Origin of the sequence: Haloarcula pellucida (genome assembly GCF_014647235.1) — an archaeon.
GTDB lineage: Archaea > Halobacteriota > Halobacteria > Halobacteriales > Haloarculaceae > Haloarcula > Haloarcula pellucida.
The window spans coordinates 499726-515809 of sequence record NZ_BMOU01000001.1 but is presented as its reverse complement, the minus strand read 5'-3'; the positions used below and the strand labels follow the sequence as shown (position 1 = coordinate 515809).

Here is a 16084-nt window from a genome sequence, read left to right as displayed (position 1 = left end):
GATATCACGCCGTGGCACCCCCGCTCACGTGACCCATTGAGCCCTATATACCAATATTATCAACGCACTAATGCCGCGCCCCGTGAGTATCATCCGTCCACACTCGCTGCCAGCACCAACCAGTCAAGAGCCACATTGTCATGGTATCCCAACGTCTCTCGTCTACCGCCAGTGTGGACAGGCAATCGTGCGACACGACGGCGACTCCCCACCGTCGTCGTTCCTCTCTTTCGGATTCGGTAGGCGTCGTCTCAGCGCTCCGCAGCAGCGCCGCCTCCCTCGGTCTACGCCTCCCCGTAGACCGGGACGGCCACGATACTCGGCAGCGGCGCCGCCTCCCCTCGGTCTACGCCTCCCCGTAGACCGGGACGGCCACGATACTCGGCAGCGGCGCCGCCTCCCCTCGGTCTACGCCTCCCCGTAGACCGGGACGGCCACGATACTCGGCAGCAGCGCCGCCTCCCTCGGTCTACGCCTCCCCGTAGACCGGGACGGCGGCGCCACTCGTGACCGACGCCGCGTCGGAACACAAGAACACCATCGTCGCAGCGATGTCGGCCGGGTCGACCCACTTCTCGAAGTCCGAATCCGGCATCATCTCGCGGTTCATCGGCGTGTCGATGACGCTGGGCATCACCGCGTTCGCGCGGACCGTGCCGAGGTTCTCCGCGGCGATGGTCTCCGTGAGCAGTCGTACCCCGGCCTTCGTCGCACGGTAGATACCGTCGCCTTCACCGCCTTCGAGCGACGAACGAGCGGAGACGGAGACGATAGCGCCCCCCGTCTCCTGTAGGTGGGGTAAGGCGTGTTTCGACGCGAGAAACATCGTCTTCAGGTTGACGTCGAACAGGAAGTCGAACGTGTCGACCTCGGTCTCGTGTATCGGGTCGCCGCCGCGCCACGTGCCGGCGATGTTCAGCAGGTAGTCCAGACGGCCGTGTTCGTCGACGACGCGGTCGACGACCGACGACACGTCGTCCTCGTCGGTGAAGTCGCCTCGATGGAAGTGGATGCGGTCGGGGTCCGATAGCTGGAAGTCCTCGCTGTCGGGTTCGACCACGTCAGCGCCACAGACGGTAGCGCCCGCTTCGAGGAAGGCGTTGGCGACGGCACTGCCGAGTGCCCCGCCGACGCCGGTGACCAGTGCGACCTCCCCGCCCATGTCGAACGTGACGGACATGTGAACGGAGAGGCGCGGCAGGCGGTTAAAGGGTCAGGGCGTGACGACCAGTTTGCCGAGGAAGCTCTCCGACATCACGGCTTCCTGTGCGTCGGCCACCTCGACGAGGTGGTACGTGTCGGCTACCTCGGCCGTCAGGTCGCCGTCCTCCAGCAGGTTCGCGAGGCGACCGAGGACCGCGCCGAAGTCCGGCGTGTTGAACATCGAGACGTGGTGGACCGACACGTCCTTCGCGCGACACTGCGGGACGTTCTCGAAGGTCGCGGCCGGGTCCGTGTTCCCCATCGCCGCGATGCGGGCGCTCTGGGCGGCGACGTCGACGTCGAACGAGAGGTAGTCGTCGAGGCGGTGGTCGACAATCACGTCGGGTCGACCGGCCTCGACGACCGCGTCTTCGAGGTCCTCGCGGCGGTAGTCGAAGACGTCGTCGGCACCGAGTGCCCGCAATCGGTCGTGGTACTCCGGCGCGGCCGTCGTCGTGACACGCGCCCCCGTCGCGGCGGCCAACTGGACGGCCACGTGACCGACGCCGCCGCTCCCGCCGTGAATCAGGGCGCGCTCGCCGGGTTCCAACGAGCAGGCGTCGACGAGCGTCTGCCACGCGGTGACGCCGACGAGCGCTATCGCCGCGCCCGTCTCGAAGTCGACGCCGTCGGGGAGGTAGGCGAGGTGTGACTCGGGGACGACGGCATACTCCGCGCAGGCCCCCTGTAGCCAGTTGCCCAGTCCCGTCGCGAAGACGCGGTCGCCCTCGTCGTAGCCGTCGACGTCGGCCCCGACCTCGGCGACCGTTCCCGCACAGTCCGACCCCGGAATCCACGGCAGTTCGCCGGGGTCGTACCCGCCCTCGCGGAAGTACGTGTCGACGGGGTTGATAGCCGCCGCATCCACGTCGACCAGTACCTCGTCGGCATCCGGTGCTGGCCGAGGAATCTCCTCGACTGTGAGTACCTCGGGACCGCCGTGTTCGTGAAATCGGACTGCACGCATGGGCCATACGTGGACGGGTGCCAGCAAAAGGATAGTGCTACAGGCTAGCGAGGTTCTGCCGGAGTTTGATGGTCGCCGTCATCAGCGTCGTCGCGGTCATGATGACGAACACCACCTGTATGTGGAGGACGATGACGCGGTCTAGCCCCGCCAGCACGGCGATTTCGACGGCCGGTACCAGCGACGCGAACAGGAGGACCGGGAGGAGGTGACGGAGGAGGGTATCGACGACGGTGCCCTGCACGCGCGTCTCGGCGGCCCCGCGCCGTCCGAAGGAGAACCCCGAACCGGCAAAGGCGAGGGCACTACCGCTCAGCACGGCCAGCAACGCCGGCCGGCGACCGACGAGCGCGAACCCGACGAAGACGACGGCGACGCCGAGAACTGCCGCCCGGGTCAGGGTCCGCTCGCGAGAGGTCCCGCCGTCGGCCGCAGCGGGGACGACGCTCCGATAGAGCATCCGCATCGTCACCGCGAGCAGGAACACGTGTGCGAGCAACAGCGCGCTCTTGAACGGCAACACGTACGTCGTCAGAATCTCGACCAGACCGAGGACCGCGAACCCGACCGCGAGGAGGCCGACGAGTGCGAGGTAGTCCCACAGTCTGTGTTCGGCCACGAGTTCGCTCTCCCGCCGGTTGCGGTAGGCGTAGAAACTGAACCGAAGTCCCAGCACCACCAGCAACGTGAGTGCGATGAAGAAGATGAACGTCAGGTTCGGGTTGTTCGGCGCGAACGGTAACCCCACCGCGATGCTACCCACCATCGTCCTCCTGTGGGTCCCTGAGAGCACGTAGCTCTTGCGCAAGATGTGTCGCCGTCTCGTAGCGGGTGAGTTTCTTCGTCGCCATCGCTTTCCCGACGACGGCGTCGAGTTCCGCGGGCACGTCGGCCACGTCGGTCGGGACGGGTGGCGGCCCGCGGAGCACCTGCTCGCGGACCACGTCGAACTCGCCCCGATAGGGTGGCTGTCCGGTGAACAGGCGGTAACAGACCGCGCCGAGTTGGTAGATGTCGGTCGCGTGGTCGATGCGACCGAAACGCCGCTCGTAGTACTCCGGTGCGGCGTAGCGCGGGTCTAAGAACTGTGACGGATCGGCGTGCTGTCTGTACACCGAGAGGAGGCCGACGTTGTCGAGCAGGGGTGGCTGTCGGTCGCCCTCCCGGAGGACGTTCCCGTAGTACGCGACGGCGGTCGGGTCGATGCCGGCGTGGACGATGCCCCGTTCGTGGAGCGTCGCGAGGGCGCTCGCGAGTCGTTCGGCGTGCCACGCCGCCTCGGCGGGCGGGAGACGGTCCCGGTCGGCGAGTCGCTGGTCGGTGTACTCGCTGGCGATCCAGAACCGCGGGTCCTCGTGCCAATCGTACAGCGTCACGACGTTGGCCTCGTCGCCCACCGACGCCCAGTCGGACAGGCGATTGCGGAGGCCCGAGCGGTAGCCCGTGTCCCGAGTGTCGCCGCCACGGAGGATACGGAGGGCAACGGCGTACTCCTCGTCGTCGACGACGCCGAGGGTGCGGTACGTGTCGCTGTACCGTCGACGGTCCCGTGGTGCCAGAACGGTGAGCGTCTCGAACCGGCTCTCGTACTCGACCAGCGAGAGCCACTCGGCGTCGTTCGCCCGCGGACGCTGGGGGATGGTTCGGCCCGTTTCGTCGGCCAGTTCGTCCGGGACGTCCTCGGCCTCCTCCTCCGTGTCACCGTCGGCGTCGGCCTCGTCGGTGTACACGCGCCGCGGCCCGGGAGCGACACCGGCCCCGGCGAGCGTCGTCCGTCCGATGTCCCGGTTTCCGAGGCTGCCACGCATCGGCGTCGGCTGCTCGACGTCGTAGGACGATTCGTCGGCCCCGAGGAGCGCGTCGAGTTCTCGCTCGACGGTCTCTGGATGGCGAGCGGCGAGATAGTCGAGTGCGAGGGCGGCCGGGAGGTCGTCGTCGCTCTGTATCCGGTCGAGCAATCGTCCGGTCAGGTACGCCACCGTGTTCGGATGCTCCTCGGCGAGGACACAGAGCGCCGTCGCTGCCCCGAGACGAACCTGCCGGTCTCCTACCTCCAGCAACGCCAGCAGCGTCGGCAGACGGTCCCGGTCGACGTTCGCCCCGGTCAGTACGTCCGCCACGACGGCGCTGGGTGCCGCTCCCCCACCTGACTCCGGCGTCATTGGCGCGATACGAACACAATCGACGGTGAGAACGTATCACTGTTTTGGCGCGAGTCGGGTAGTCCACCCGTCGGCGTCCGGCTTATCAGGTGTGAAAATGGCGGAGGAAGCCTTTAACCGACGTTTTCCATACGTTTTGGAGATGCCAACAGACAGGGATTCGCCACTCCCGAGCGTCGTCGGGGATAGCTACGCCGCGCGGCTGGGAGTCGCGCTCGCGTTCGCTATCGTCGTCATCGTCGCGTTCGGCGCCGTCGTGAGCCTGCAAGCTTCCGCAACGCTGGAAGACGACGTCGCCAGTGACATGACCGCGTTGTCCGACACGCAGGCCAGCCAGCTGGACGCGTGGCTTACGACGACGCGGCGGGACGTGCGGACGACCTCACGGCTACCAGTCTTCACCGACGGATCGCAGACAGAGATACAGGACAGACTGACGGACCTCGTAGCGAACGACGAGGTGCCGCCGGACGTGGTCGCGGTCCACTACGTGAACACCGGTACCGGTGAAATCGTCGCTAGCTCGAACGAGCAGTTCGTCGGCGTGAACGCCGCCGAACAAGGTGCCCCCTTCGCGACGGACCCACCCTCGTTCAGCGACCCGGACGACACGCACGTCACCGAACCGTTCAACGTCGCCGTCGTCGACCACCCGATCATCGCCGTCGTCTCGCCGGTTCCGGGCGCGGAGAACCGCGCTATCGTCTACATGACGGACCTCGAATCGAAGGCGGACGACATCTCGAATCAGCGGTCGGGGTCGTACACCACCGTCGTCAACACCGACGGCGAGTTCGTCGCCCACCCGAACACGTCGAAGATTGGGACGACTGCACCCGTCTCGCAGTTGGAGCGTGAGCCGGTCACCTCGCTGGCCCCGGGCAACAGCACCTTCGTCGAGACGGGGGCGATGCTGATGGGCCTCACCCGACTGCAGTCACACGACTGGGTCGTGATGGTCCACTCGAACGCCGAACAGGCCTACGCGCTGAGTGACCAGATCAACTCGGACCTCGTCGGTCTCATCCTGCTCGCCGTCATCAACCTCGGACTGGTCGGGGTGACAATCGGTGGGAACACTATCGCCTCGCTCCGGCGTCTCTCCGCGAAGGCAGAGTCGATGGCCGACGGGGACCTCGACGTCGAACTCAGGACGTCTCGGACCGACGAGTTCGGGACGCTCTATAACGCGTTCGACGACATGCGGTCGAGCCTCCGAGAACAGATCTCGGAGGCCGAGGCCGCCCGCGAGGAGGCCCAGACGGCAAAAGAGGAGGTCGAACAAGAGCGCAACGAGATGCAGGCGCTCAGCGGCCATCTCGAACTGAAAGCCGACGAGTACAGCGACGCGCTGGAGGCCGCCGCGAACGGTGACCTGACCGCCCGCGTCGACGAGGATAGCATGAGCGACGCGATGGCCGACGTCGGGACGGAGATAAACGCCACGCTCGACGCGCTCGAAGGCACCATCGCGGACATGAAGGCGTTCGCGGCGAACGTCCTCCAGTCCAGCGACCGCGTCGGCTCGAACGCAGAGCGCGTCGATCAGGCGAGTCAGCAGGTCTCGAAGTCGATTCAGGAGATATTCGAGGGCACCACCGAACAGAGCGAACGACTGCAAGAGGCCTCCGGCGAGATGGACAACCTCTCGGCGACGGCAGAAGAGGTCGCCGCCTCCGCACAGCAGGTGGCAGACACCTCACAGTCCGCCGCCGAGGTGGGCGAAGACGGTCGCGAAGCCGCACAGGAGGCCATCGAAGAGATGAGCGCCATCGAAGCCGAGACCGAGGAGACCGTCGAGGAGATTACCGCACTCGACGAGGAACTCGACGAGATCGGCGAGATAGTCGGCGTCATCACGAACATCGTCGAGCAGACGAACATGCTCGCCCTGAACGCCTCCATCGAGGCCGCACACGCCGACGGCGACGGGGCCGGGTTCGCCGTCGTCGCAGACGAGATCAAGGGCCTCGCCGAGGAGACCAAATCCGCCGCCGGCGACATCGAACAGCGCATCGAGCGCATCCAGTCGCAGGCCGGCGACACCGTCGAGACGATGGAGTCGACGAGCGAGCGCATCACCGAGGGCGTCGGCACCGTCGAGGAGACGGTCGACGCGCTAGAGACCATCGTCGAGTACACGGAGGAGGTCGACACCGGCATTCAGGAGATAGACCGGGCGACCGAAGAGCAAGCCCGCACGGCACAGGAGGTCATGGGCACCATCGACGACCTCTCGACCATCTCACAGCAGACGGCGACCGAGGCCGACACCGTCGCCGGGGCGGCCGAGGACCAGTCGGCCGCCATCGCGGAGGTGGCCGACTCCGCCCGGGAACTCCGCGAGCGAGCGGACGACCTCGAATCGCTGCTCGACCGCTTCGACGTCGACACCACCGACACCGCGGGTGTCGGCGGCGCGACGGCCACGACGGACGACTGACAATGGACACGATAACTATCTGGTTCACGCTCGGACTGCTCGGAGAACTGCTCGGGACGGCCGTACTGGCCTACGGCTACACGCTCGTCCCCGAAGCGACGCGCAAGCGGTACCTGCTGCTGGTGGCGATTCCGGGAGTGGCCATCGTCGCGTACGTCCTGCTGACGCTCGGTGTGGGCAGGATACAGGCGGCCGGGCACACGGTGTACGTCGTTCGCTACGCGGACTGGCTGGTGACGACGCCCATCAACGTCCTCTATCTGGGACTGCTCGCACAGGCTGCTCGCGACGATATCGCCAAACTGGTCGGCTTGCAGGCGCTGACCATCGTGTTCGGGTTCGCCGGCACGGTGGTCCCCGACCCGCTGAACTACGGCCTGTTCGCCCTCGGCGCCGCCTGCTTCGCCGGCGTCGTGTACCTGCTGTATGGCTCCGTAGCGTCCGCTGCAGTCGCGGCGCTCTCCGATCTCGAAGTGAGCCTCTACCGGACGCTGCGGAACTTCGTCGTCGTCCTCTGGATGGTGTACCCCGTCGTCTGGCTCCTCGGTCCCTCGGGAATCGGTCTGCTCGACATCGAGACGGCGTCGCTGGTCATCGTCTACCTCGACGTGGTGACGAAAGTCGGGTTCGGCGTCATCGCGCTGCAGGCGTGGACGACGATACGGGAAGTCACTGTCGGGGACAGCGTCGTGACGGTGACCGCCGACTAGCGGCGAGCAGCGTTCGGAGAAACGGCGGACGAGACGAGTGTGACGATGCGGGCAGTCAGTGGATGCCCATCGCTTCGATCTGCTCTTGATACCGGTTCCGGATGGTGACCTCTGTCACCTGTGCCACGTCGGCGACCTCACGCTGTGTCTTTTTCTCGTTACAGAGTAGCGACGCGGCGTAGATGGCGGCGGCGGCATAGCCCGTCGGGGACTTCCCCGAGAGCAGGCCCTGTTCGGCGGTGGTGTCGATTATCTCGTTGGCCTTCGACTGGACCTCCTCGGAGAGGTCCAGTTCCGAGGCGAACCGGGGGACGTACTGCTTGGGGTCGACCGGTTCCATCTTGAGTTCGAGTTCCTGGGCGACGTACCGGTACGTGCGCCCGATCTCCTTCTGCTCGACCCGTGAGACGTCCGAGACCTCTTCGAGACTCCGTGGGATGCCCTCCTGTCGACAGGCGGCGTACAGGCAGGCCGTCGCGACGCCCTCGATGGAGCGGCCACGGATGAGGTCCTCGTTCAGTGCCCGTCGATAGATGACGGAGGCGACTTCCCGCACCGACCGCGGGACGCCAAGCGCGGAGGCCATCCGGTCGATTTCCGAAAGCGCGAACTGGAGGTTGCGTTCACCGGCGTCTTTCGTCCGGATTCGCTCCTGCCACTTTCGGAGACGGTGCATCTGGGAGCGTTTCTCCGAGGACAGGGACCGCCCGTAGGCGTCTTTGTCCTTCCAGTCGATCTGTGTGGTCAGCCCCTTATCGTGCATCGTCTGCGTCGTCGGCGCCCCGACGCGTGACTTCGACTGGCGTTCGGAGTGATTGAACGCGCGCCACTCGGGCCCGCGGTCGATGTTCTCGTCTTCGATGACCAGCCCACAGTCCTCACAGACGAGTTCACCCCCGCCGTCACTGGAGATATTCTCCGACTCACATTCGGGACAAGTTTGTTGACCAGTGTCCTCGGACTCCTGCTCACGCTCCTCTTGGTCCGTATCCCGCTGGCGCGTCGGCCGTTCCATGTGTTCTTTTACGGAGAAAGGCCTATTACGTATAAATGTTTGGGTGGTTGGTACCGCCTAGAGGGGGGAAAACCCGCCGACCGGGGCTCCATAGCGGCCGAATAAACGCTTAACCCGAGGGAGTGCGGTAGTTGGTGCATGATTGTGGCCGTACTGGGGGCCGGTCCACACGGGCGAGCCCCAACCCGACGATGCGTGCGCGCAGGCCACGCCGTCCGTCTGTACGACGAGGACCCAACCACTGTGATGGACAGCGTCGACGCACTTGACCGAACCCTCGACGACGTGGCCGTCACGGACTCGCTCGACGGCACGACGGGACTGCAGAGTGCCGTCGACGGGGCCGACGTCGTCGTCGACGCCACCGACCGCGACCTGGCGTCTCGGCGGGACTTGCTCGCAGAGGTCGAGACGATGCTGGCCGAGGACACCCTCGTCGCGACGGGCGGGACGACGGTGTCGGTGACCGCTGTCGCGGCCGGGTTACAAGCACCCAACCGGGCAGTAGGACTGCACTTCCCGGCGCCGACGGCGAGCGACGTCGTCGAGGTCGTCCTCGCGGATCAGACGACGGCGGCGACGCGGGACCGCGCGACGACGTTCGTACGCGGTCTTGACGGCGTGCCAATCGTCGTCCGGGACGTGCCGGGGTTCGCCACCGCCCGCCTCGAACTCGCGAGTATCGTCGAAGCGGTCAGGATGGTCGCAGACGGCGTCGCCACCATCCCCGACATCGACCGGGCGGCAACGCGCGCCGACGCTGACTGGGGGCCTCTCGCGCGCGCCGACGCCATGGGACTCGACGCCGTCCTCGCTGGACTGGACGACCTGACCGCGCGACTCGACGCGCGATTCGACCCACCGGCGATGCTCCGCGAGGCGGTCGAAGCGGGCCGACTCGGGAAGCCGACCGGCGAGGGGTTCTACGTGTGGACGAACGGAGAGCCGACTCGCCCCAGCGAACTGAACCCGGCCGTCACAGCGCGCGCAGACGGGGTCGACGAGCGATGAGTGCCGACGACTTCGAGACCGACGACGATGGCATCAATGAGCTATTCGACGAACTAGAGGAGTTAGCGACCATCGTCGACTCGCCGGAAGAACGCAGGCAGGTCAGAGAGGCGATGCGGGCGGCGGCCGAGGCTCAGGACGACGAACCGGTCGTCTTCGGTCGCATCATCTACGGGTTCGACCGTAAGGACCTCGCGGAGTCCGTCCTCGGGTCGCTCCTGTTCGGTATCCCGATGGCCGTCGAAAGCGGGACGGTAGAGGCCGGTCACCACATCGCCCAACACCCGCTGTATCTGTTAGGGACGCTGGCCTCGGCTGTCGTGATGGTCATCGGTATCCTCTACGTCGCCGACTTTCAGGACGTCCGGGTGGCCAACCGAATCCTCGGCCTCGTCCCCCGTCGGCTTGCCGGGGTCACTCTGACGGCGTTCGTCGTCGCCGTTGCCCTCCTGACTGGCTGGGGGGTAGTGGAGTGGTCGACCACCGACCCCGCCGTCGTCTGGGCGTCGTTTTGCGTCTGTAGCGTCGCGTTCGTACCGATGGCGATCGGTGCGGCACTGGGCGACATCCTCCCGGGGAGCTAACCGTGGCACACTCTCGCGTGGTGGCGGCGACGTTTGGCAACCGTTAAAAGCCGCGGTCGGATACGGGGTGGTATGAGCGAGAGCCAGCAAAAGCGGACGCAAAAGTGCGTCTCGTGTGGCATCAACATCGCCGGCACGAACGCCGCCGCGTTCAAGTGCCCGGACTGCGGCCAGCAGATTTACCGCTGTTCGACCTGCCGCAAGCAGAGTAACCTCTACAAGTGCCCCGACTGCGGATTCACGGGTCCATAACCATGGGAAAGGTAGCCGCCAAAATCAAGATCATGCCGCAGAGCCCGGAAGTCGACCTCGACGACCTGCAGGAGCGTCTCGAAGGGTCGCTTCCCGAAGGAGCGAAGATCAAAGGCTTCGAGCGTGACGACGTCGCGTTCGGCCTCGTCGCACTCCTCCCAACCGTCATCGTCCCCGACGACGCCGGTGGGACCGAGGCCGTCGAGGAAGCGTTCGCCGACGTCGACGGCGTCGAGTCCGTCGAAGTCGACAGCGTCGGTCGCCTGTAACCACTGGCTCCCGTTTTCGCGTTCCCCGAGTTCGGTAGCCGCGGCACCGCGAGAACCCGTGCCGCCCGCAGTCGTGGAACGCACGTTTTATTAGGGCGACCGGACAAGCGGTGAGCAAGAATGCCTAGTTCAAACGGCCCTCTCGAAGGTACTCGTAACAAACTCAAGAACAAGCCCCGAGACGGTGGTACCTCGCCGCCACAGCGCGCCGTCGAGCAGTTCGAAAACGGTGAGAAGGTCCACCTCAAGATCGACCCCTCGGTGCCCGAGGGTCGCTTCCACCCGCGATTCGACGGCCAGACCGGCACCGTCGCCGGCCAGCAGGGACGTGCCTACCGGGTCGAAATCGTCGACGGCGGCAAACAGAAGACGGTCGTCGTCAAGCCCGCGCACCTGCGTCGCCAAGAGAACTGAACTGAGCGATGACCATCTTCAAAGAGAAGGTCGACGAGGAGTATCTGACCGTCGCCGAGACCAAGGAGATCCTCGAGGACCTCGAGATGGAACGAGCGGCAGACGAAGAGCGTGAGATGCGCTACGAACTCAAGCGCGCCATCGAACACGTCAACCGCTTTGCCCTGCTCGACCCCGAGGAGTCTCTGGAGTTCGTCGAACAACTGCAGGAATTGGAGAAAGTCGACGAGGCGACGGCCTACAAGATAGCGAACCTCCGTCCCCTCGACCGGGACGAACTCCGCGCCGTCTTCGCACAGGAGCGCTACACGCTCACCGGCGAGGAACTCGACGACATTCTCGACATCGTCAAGCAGTACGCCTGAACGGCCGGGTTTCGACCCGCCGGGCGTAGTACGTCTATCCATCGCCATTAAGTGCGTTCTCATCGTACCGCAGTACATGAGCAGCACGGAGAGCGGTGGCGACGACATGGTCGCGGCAGTGCTCGACGTCCTCCCACACGGCCGAAGCGACGACGACAGGCCCCAGCACCAGAAAGAGCCGCTCGCATATGCCCTCGGTATCGAGGAGTTCTACATCTACGAACTGACGCTCTCGGACGACGCCGACATCGCGTTCGGGGACCGCATCGACCTGACCGAGTTCGGTCGCGTCCGGGAGCGAGAGTTCGACGACCTCCCCAGCGGCGCCCGCTCGGAACTGGAGTACGCCGTCGAGGAGATCGTCGAGGCCAACCAGCAACGATTCGTCGACTTCTACAACGACGCCCAGCCGATTACCCTGCGACTCCACCAGTTGAACCTCCTGCCGGGCATCGGGAAGAAACTCCGAAACACGATTCTCGACGAGCGAAAGCGAAAGCCCTTCGAGAGCTTCGAGGACCTCGAAGACCGGGTCAGCGGCCTCCACAACCCCAAAGAGGTACTCATCGAGCGCATCCTCGAAGAACTGCGCGAAGACGACCTGAAGTATCGGTTGTTCGTCCGCCGGAGCGAGCAAGGCGAGGGTGAGTGAAACGAACCCTCGTAGCGGAGCGGGGGGCGACAGCGACCCGCAGAGCAAGGCGAGGGTGAGTGAAACGAACCCTCGTAGCGGAGCGGTGAACGGAGTGAACCGTGGAGCAAGGCGAGGGCGGCGAGTAAACGGAGTGCAGGAGCCGTCCTCGAAGCGGAGCGGCGGACCCGTAAGCGTAGCGACGCCCGAGGCGGCGCGGGCCGAGTAGTCGGCCTTTTCAACCGCCGACCGTCTACGGAGTCACAATGACCGAGACGCCGACCGGCAGTCGCGACCCCGACGCGCTCGTCCGTCGGGCGGGCAAACGCGCCGACACCCGGCAGGACCAGCACTTTCTCGTCGACGACCGTGTCCTCGACCGCATCCCCGAGTACGCCGTCGAGACGGAGATGGACCTCGCACACGTCCTCGAAATCGGTGGCGGCCCCGGCGCGCTGACCGACCGCTTGCTTGCGGTCGCCGACCGAGTGACCGTCGTCGAACGGGACCGCGACTTCGCGGCCCACCTGCGCGAGGAGTTCGCCGACGAGGTCGCGGACGGGCGCTTGACCGTCGTCGAGGGTGACGCACTCGACGTTGCCCTCCCCGAGTTCACGGCGAGCATCTCGAACCTGCCCTACGGCGCATCGTCCGAGATAGCGTTCCGGTTGCTGCCCCACGGTCGTCCGATGGTGCTGATGTTCCAACAGGAGTTCGCCGAGCGGATGGCCGCGGACCCCGGGACGGACGACTACGGCCGGCTGTCGGTGACGGCGGGCCACTACGCCGACGTGGAAGTCGTCGAGACGGTGCCCAAGCAGGCGTTCGACCCACAGCCACGGGTCACGAGTGCGCTCGTGCGAACGACGCCCCGGGAACCGGACTACACCGTCCCCGACGACGACTTCTTCATGGACTTCCTGAAGGCCGTGTTCACCCAGCGCCGGAAGACGATGCGTAACGCCGTCCGGAACACCGCCCACATCTCTGGACTGGGCGACCCGGACGCGGTGGTCGACGCCGCCGACGAGGACCTGCTGAGCGCCCGCGCCGGGAACCTCGCGCCGGCGGACTTCGCGGATCTCGCGACGTTGGCGTACGACGTCGGCGACCCGGAGGCGTGACCGATGCGCGGTGACGGGGGGAGCGGCGAGACCGAGGGGTCCGGACGGCCAGCACTGGCCGACCAGCGCGGCGTCGAGTCGGTGTACCAACCGGCCGAAGACTCGGCGCTGCTCGCCCGAGCGGTGAGCGAGCGCGTCGACGACGGCGACCGCACGCTCGACGTCGGAACCGGATCCGGGTTCGTCGCGGCGACGATGGCCGAGGCCGGTGCCGACGCCGTCGGTGTGGACGTGAATCCGCTCGCCTGTCAACAGGCCCGCAAACGAGGGGTCACGGCGGTTCGAGGCAACCTCGTCGACCCGTTCCGCGACGAGGTGTTCGACCTCGTGGCGTTCAACCCGCCGTACCTCCCGACCCCGGCCGAAAAGGAGTGGGACGACTGGATGGAACACGCCCTCTCGGGCGGCGAAGACGGCCGGCGACTCGTCGACCCGTTCCTCGAATCGGTCGGCCGGGTACTCGCGCCGGACGGCGAGGCGCTCCTCCTCGTCAGCAGCCTCACCGACCCCGACGCAGTCCGCGAATACGCCCGTCAGCACGGGCTGGTCGGCGAACAGATCGCGAGCGAGAAGCATCCGTACGAACGGCTCGTCGTCCTCCGGTTCGTGCGGAATTGATTACTTTGGCGCATTTTCTCGAATAGGAAATATTAAAGCCCGTCATTTCGTAGCCGAGTGCAATGACACAGATAGTCGCCACGACACCGGGCCTGTTCCCGCTACCGGACTGGGCCAAGGACGAACTGTCTGACCTGAAGGGGCATCAGAAGACGGACCTCATCAGCGGTGACGAAGGTGGAGAGATCGTCGACGCATACGACCGCGCTCGCGAGGAAGTGATTTCGCTCCAGCAGGACGCCGGACTCGACCGCGTCGTCGAAGGACAGCTCCGCTGGGACGACATGCTCGCCCACCCGCTTGCGGTCCACGACAGCGTCGAGACCCGCGGCATCGTCCGCTACTACGACAACAACAACTTCTACCGAGAGCCGGTCGTGCAGGACGACCTGACGGCAGACGGCGACGTCGCCGCCGAACTCGACGCCGCGGCCGAACTGGTCGACGACGGCCTGCAGGCGGTCCTGCCGGGCCCGTACTCGCTGGCGGACCTCGCGACCGACGACTACTACGGCGACGAGGCCGCCTTCCTCGACGCCATCGCCGAGTTCCTCGCCGGCGAGGTCGAGCAGTTCCCCGACGTCGAGACGCTGTTCCTGCTAGAGCCGTCGCTCGTCGAGAACGACCCCGATGACGGGACGGACGAACGCGCGAGCGAAGCTATCGACGCCGTCGCGAACGCCACCGACGCCGACGTGGTCACCCACACCTATTGGGGTCCCATCGAGGAGAAGACCTACGCCCACCTGATGGACGCCGACGTCGACGCCATCGGCTTCGACCTCGTCTCCGACCACGACAGCAACGTCTACAACGTTCAGGAGTACGGGACGAAAGACGACGTCGCCCTCGGCGTCGTCGACGGCCAGAACACGCTGGTGGAGTCCCCCGAGACCATCCGTGACCGCATCGACTGGTTCGAACAGCAGACCAACACCGTCTATGACACCGTCTATGCCACCGCGAACACCGAACTGTTCTATCTCCCCGTCAACAAGTTCGCGGACAAACTGGAATCGCTTGCGAACGCCGCTGACTTAGAAGAGGTGGAAGCATGACTGGCCCACGAGAGCAGTTCCGACCGGAGGATCACCCGAACGACCACTTCCTGCTGACGACAGTCGTCGGCTCCTACCCCAAGCCGAAGTGGCACGACCGCGCCCGCGAGATGTTCGAGGACGAGGACGCCGACTTCGGCGAGGACGAGTGGGAGGAGTCGAAAGACGACGCCTCGCGACTCATCACGCACGAGCACGAACGCTGTGGTCTCGACGTCATCTGTGACGGCGAGATGCGACGCAACGAGATGGTCGAGTACTTCGCTCACCGCATCGACGGCTACGAGTTCAACGGCCGCGTGAAGGTGTGGGGCCACAACTACTTCGATAAGCCCTCCGTCGCCGACGAAGTCGAGTACGGCGAGCAGTGGCTCGTCGAGGAGTTCGAGTTCACCGACGAGGTCGCCGAGCGACCCGTGAAGGTCCCGATTACCGGCCCCTACACGCTCGCGAACTGGTCGTTCAACGAGGTCTACGACAGCGAGGAGCAACTGGCCTACGAACTGGCCGACCTCGTCAACGAGGAGATAGAGGCGCTGGTCGAGGCCGGCGCGCGCTACATCCAGATCGACGAACCGGCGCTGGCGACGACGCCGGACGACCACGCCATCGTCGGCGAGTGTCTCGAACGCATCGTCGACGAGATTCCGGACGACGTGCGACTCGGCCTGCACGTCTGTTACGGCGACTACTCTCGTATCTATCCCGAGATTCTGGACTACCCCGTCCACGAGTACGACCTCGAACTCGCCAACGGGAACTACGAGCAACTCGACGTGTTCAAGGAACACGAGTTCACGAAGGACTTCGCGATGGGCGTCCTCGACGCACACACCGCGGAGGTCGAGTCCGTCGAAAGCATCAAGGACAACATCAAGAAGGGGCTCGAAGTCGTCCCGCCGGAGCAACTCACCGTCTCGCCGGACTGTGGCGTGAAACTCCTGCCTCGCGAGATTGCGCGTGGCAAGATGGAGAACATGGTGCAGGCGGCCCGAGAAGTCGAACAGGAACTCGACGCCGGCGAGATCGACGTCGTCGCGAGCGGTGCGGAAGCAAGCGCGGACGACTAACGCGGAACCGATCGGAGGGGTTCCCATCGAATAGCGAGCGGGGAACGCAGTGATCCGCGATCGAGTACCGTCACGAGCGGTCTCTTCTCGAACCGTCACTGTCGAACGCGGCTACCGGCCAGTCGCTACCACGGCGGGCGGATTTCGTCCGTCTCGCTCGTCGATCGAACCACCGATGAATACCGCGC

The 16084-nt window shown here is 65.7% G+C and carries 18 protein-coding genes; 13 read left to right on the top strand and 5 right to left on the bottom strand.

Annotated elements, in window-relative coordinates; translation table 11 throughout:
• Nucleotides 1-469 precede the first annotated feature (469 nt).
• From IEY28_RS02795 to IEY28_RS02780, 4 genes are read right to left on the bottom strand one after another with little or no spacing between them, the layout of a single operon-like run.
• Nucleotides 470-1180, bottom strand: coding sequence for an SDR family oxidoreductase (locus IEY28_RS02795; protein WP_188994343.1), 711 nt, complete (start codon nt 1178-1180; stop codon nt 470-472).
• A 33-nt stretch (nt 1181-1213) separates the two neighbouring features.
• Nucleotides 1214-2170 carry an NADPH:quinone reductase gene (locus IEY28_RS02790; protein WP_188994341.1) on the bottom strand — a complete coding sequence of 319 codons (957 nt, stop codon included), beginning with the start codon at nt 2168-2170 and terminating at the stop codon, nt 1214-1216.
• A 37-nt stretch (nt 2171-2207) separates the two neighbouring features.
• The gene (locus IEY28_RS02785; protein WP_188994339.1) at nt 2208-2936 is read right to left on the bottom strand and encodes a hypothetical protein; all 729 of its coding nucleotides are present in this window, start codon (nt 2934-2936) and stop codon (nt 2208-2210) included.
• Complete coding sequence (locus IEY28_RS02780) at nt 2926-4332, bottom strand: protein kinase domain-containing protein (protein WP_188994337.1); 1407 nt, start codon at nt 4330-4332, stop codon at nt 2926-2928. The genes IEY28_RS02785 and IEY28_RS02780 overlap by 11 nt, the downstream gene beginning before the upstream one ends.
• A 142-nt stretch (nt 4333-4474) precedes the next feature.
• Between IEY28_RS02780 and IEY28_RS02775 the strand changes: the two genes are divergently transcribed.
• Nucleotides 4475-6775 carry a methyl-accepting chemotaxis protein gene (locus tag IEY28_RS02775; RefSeq protein ID WP_188994335.1) on the top strand — a complete coding sequence of 767 codons (2301 nt, stop codon included), beginning with the start codon at nt 4475-4477 and terminating at the stop codon, nt 6773-6775.
• A 2-nt stretch (nt 6776-6777) separates the two neighbouring features.
• Complete coding sequence (locus tag IEY28_RS02770; protein ID WP_268239416.1) at nt 6778-7485, top strand: bacteriorhodopsin; 708 nt, start codon at nt 6778-6780, stop codon at nt 7483-7485.
• Between the two features lie 55 nt (nt 7486-7540).
• Here IEY28_RS02770 and IEY28_RS02765 read toward each other — a convergent pair whose 3' ends face one another.
• Nucleotides 7541-8500, bottom strand: a complete 960-nt coding sequence (locus IEY28_RS02765; RefSeq protein ID WP_166969369.1) for a transcription initiation factor IIB — start codon at nt 8498-8500, stop codon at nt 7541-7543.
• A 138-nt stretch (nt 8501-8638) separates the two neighbouring features.
• Here IEY28_RS02765 and IEY28_RS02760 point away from each other — a divergent pair, with 138 nt between their 5' ends.
• The 11 genes from IEY28_RS02760 to IEY28_RS02710 all read left to right on the top strand — a co-directional run bounded on the left by IEY28_RS02760 (nt 8639) and on the right by IEY28_RS02710 (nt 15896).
• Nucleotides 8639-9511, top strand: a complete 873-nt coding sequence (locus tag IEY28_RS02760) for a 3-hydroxyacyl-CoA dehydrogenase family protein (protein ID WP_188994333.1) — start codon at nt 8639-8641, stop codon at nt 9509-9511.
• Nucleotides 9508-10095, top strand: coding sequence for a DUF2391 family protein (locus IEY28_RS02755; protein WP_188994330.1), 588 nt, complete (start codon nt 9508-9510; stop codon nt 10093-10095). The genes IEY28_RS02760 and IEY28_RS02755 overlap by 4 nt, the downstream gene beginning before the upstream one ends.
• 72 nt (nt 10096-10167) lie before the next feature.
• Nucleotides 10168-10347, top strand: a complete 180-nt coding sequence (locus IEY28_RS02750) for an HVO_2753 family zinc finger protein (protein WP_166969363.1) — start codon at nt 10168-10170, stop codon at nt 10345-10347.
• 2 nt (nt 10348-10349) lie between these two features.
• Nucleotides 10350-10616: an elongation factor 1-beta gene (locus IEY28_RS02745; RefSeq protein ID WP_166969361.1), complete on the top strand. Its 267-nt coding sequence runs from the start codon at nt 10350-10352 to the stop codon at nt 10614-10616.
• Nucleotides 10617-10736: 120 nt separating this feature from the next.
• Complete coding sequence (locus IEY28_RS02740) at nt 10737-11030, top strand: 50S ribosomal protein L21e (protein ID WP_166969359.1); 294 nt, start codon at nt 10737-10739, stop codon at nt 11028-11030.
• A gap of 8 nt (nt 11031-11038) precedes the next feature.
• Entirely contained in the window at nt 11039-11395 is a 357-nt protein-coding gene (locus IEY28_RS02735; protein ID WP_188994328.1) for an RNA polymerase Rpb4 family protein, read from the top strand.
• A 76-nt stretch (nt 11396-11471) separates the two neighbouring features.
• Nucleotides 11472-12047 carry a DUF655 domain-containing protein gene (locus tag IEY28_RS02730; RefSeq protein WP_188994326.1) on the top strand — a complete coding sequence of 192 codons (576 nt, stop codon included), beginning with the start codon at nt 11472-11474 and terminating at the stop codon, nt 12045-12047.
• 245 nt (nt 12048-12292) lie between these two features.
• Nucleotides 12293-13150: a 16S ribosomal RNA methyltransferase A gene (locus IEY28_RS02725; RefSeq protein WP_188994324.1), complete on the top strand. Its 858-nt coding sequence runs from the start codon at nt 12293-12295 to the stop codon at nt 13148-13150.
• Nucleotides 13151-13153: 3 nt separating this feature from the next.
• Nucleotides 13154-13768 carry a HemK2/MTQ2 family protein methyltransferase gene (locus tag IEY28_RS02720; protein WP_188994323.1) on the top strand — a complete coding sequence of 205 codons (615 nt, stop codon included), beginning with the start codon at nt 13154-13156 and terminating at the stop codon, nt 13766-13768.
• A 62-nt stretch (nt 13769-13830) separates the two neighbouring features.
• Nucleotides 13831-14826 carry a 5-methyltetrahydropteroyltriglutamate--homocysteine methyltransferase gene (locus IEY28_RS02715; protein ID WP_188994321.1) on the top strand — a complete coding sequence of 332 codons (996 nt, stop codon included), beginning with the start codon at nt 13831-13833 and terminating at the stop codon, nt 14824-14826.
• The gene (locus tag IEY28_RS02710; RefSeq protein WP_188994319.1) at nt 14823-15896 is read left to right on the top strand and encodes a methionine synthase; all 1074 of its coding nucleotides are present in this window, start codon (nt 14823-14825) and stop codon (nt 15894-15896) included. Before IEY28_RS02715 ends, IEY28_RS02710 begins: the two co-directional genes overlap by 4 nt.
• The last annotated feature ends 188 nt before the right edge of the window (nt 15897-16084 follow it).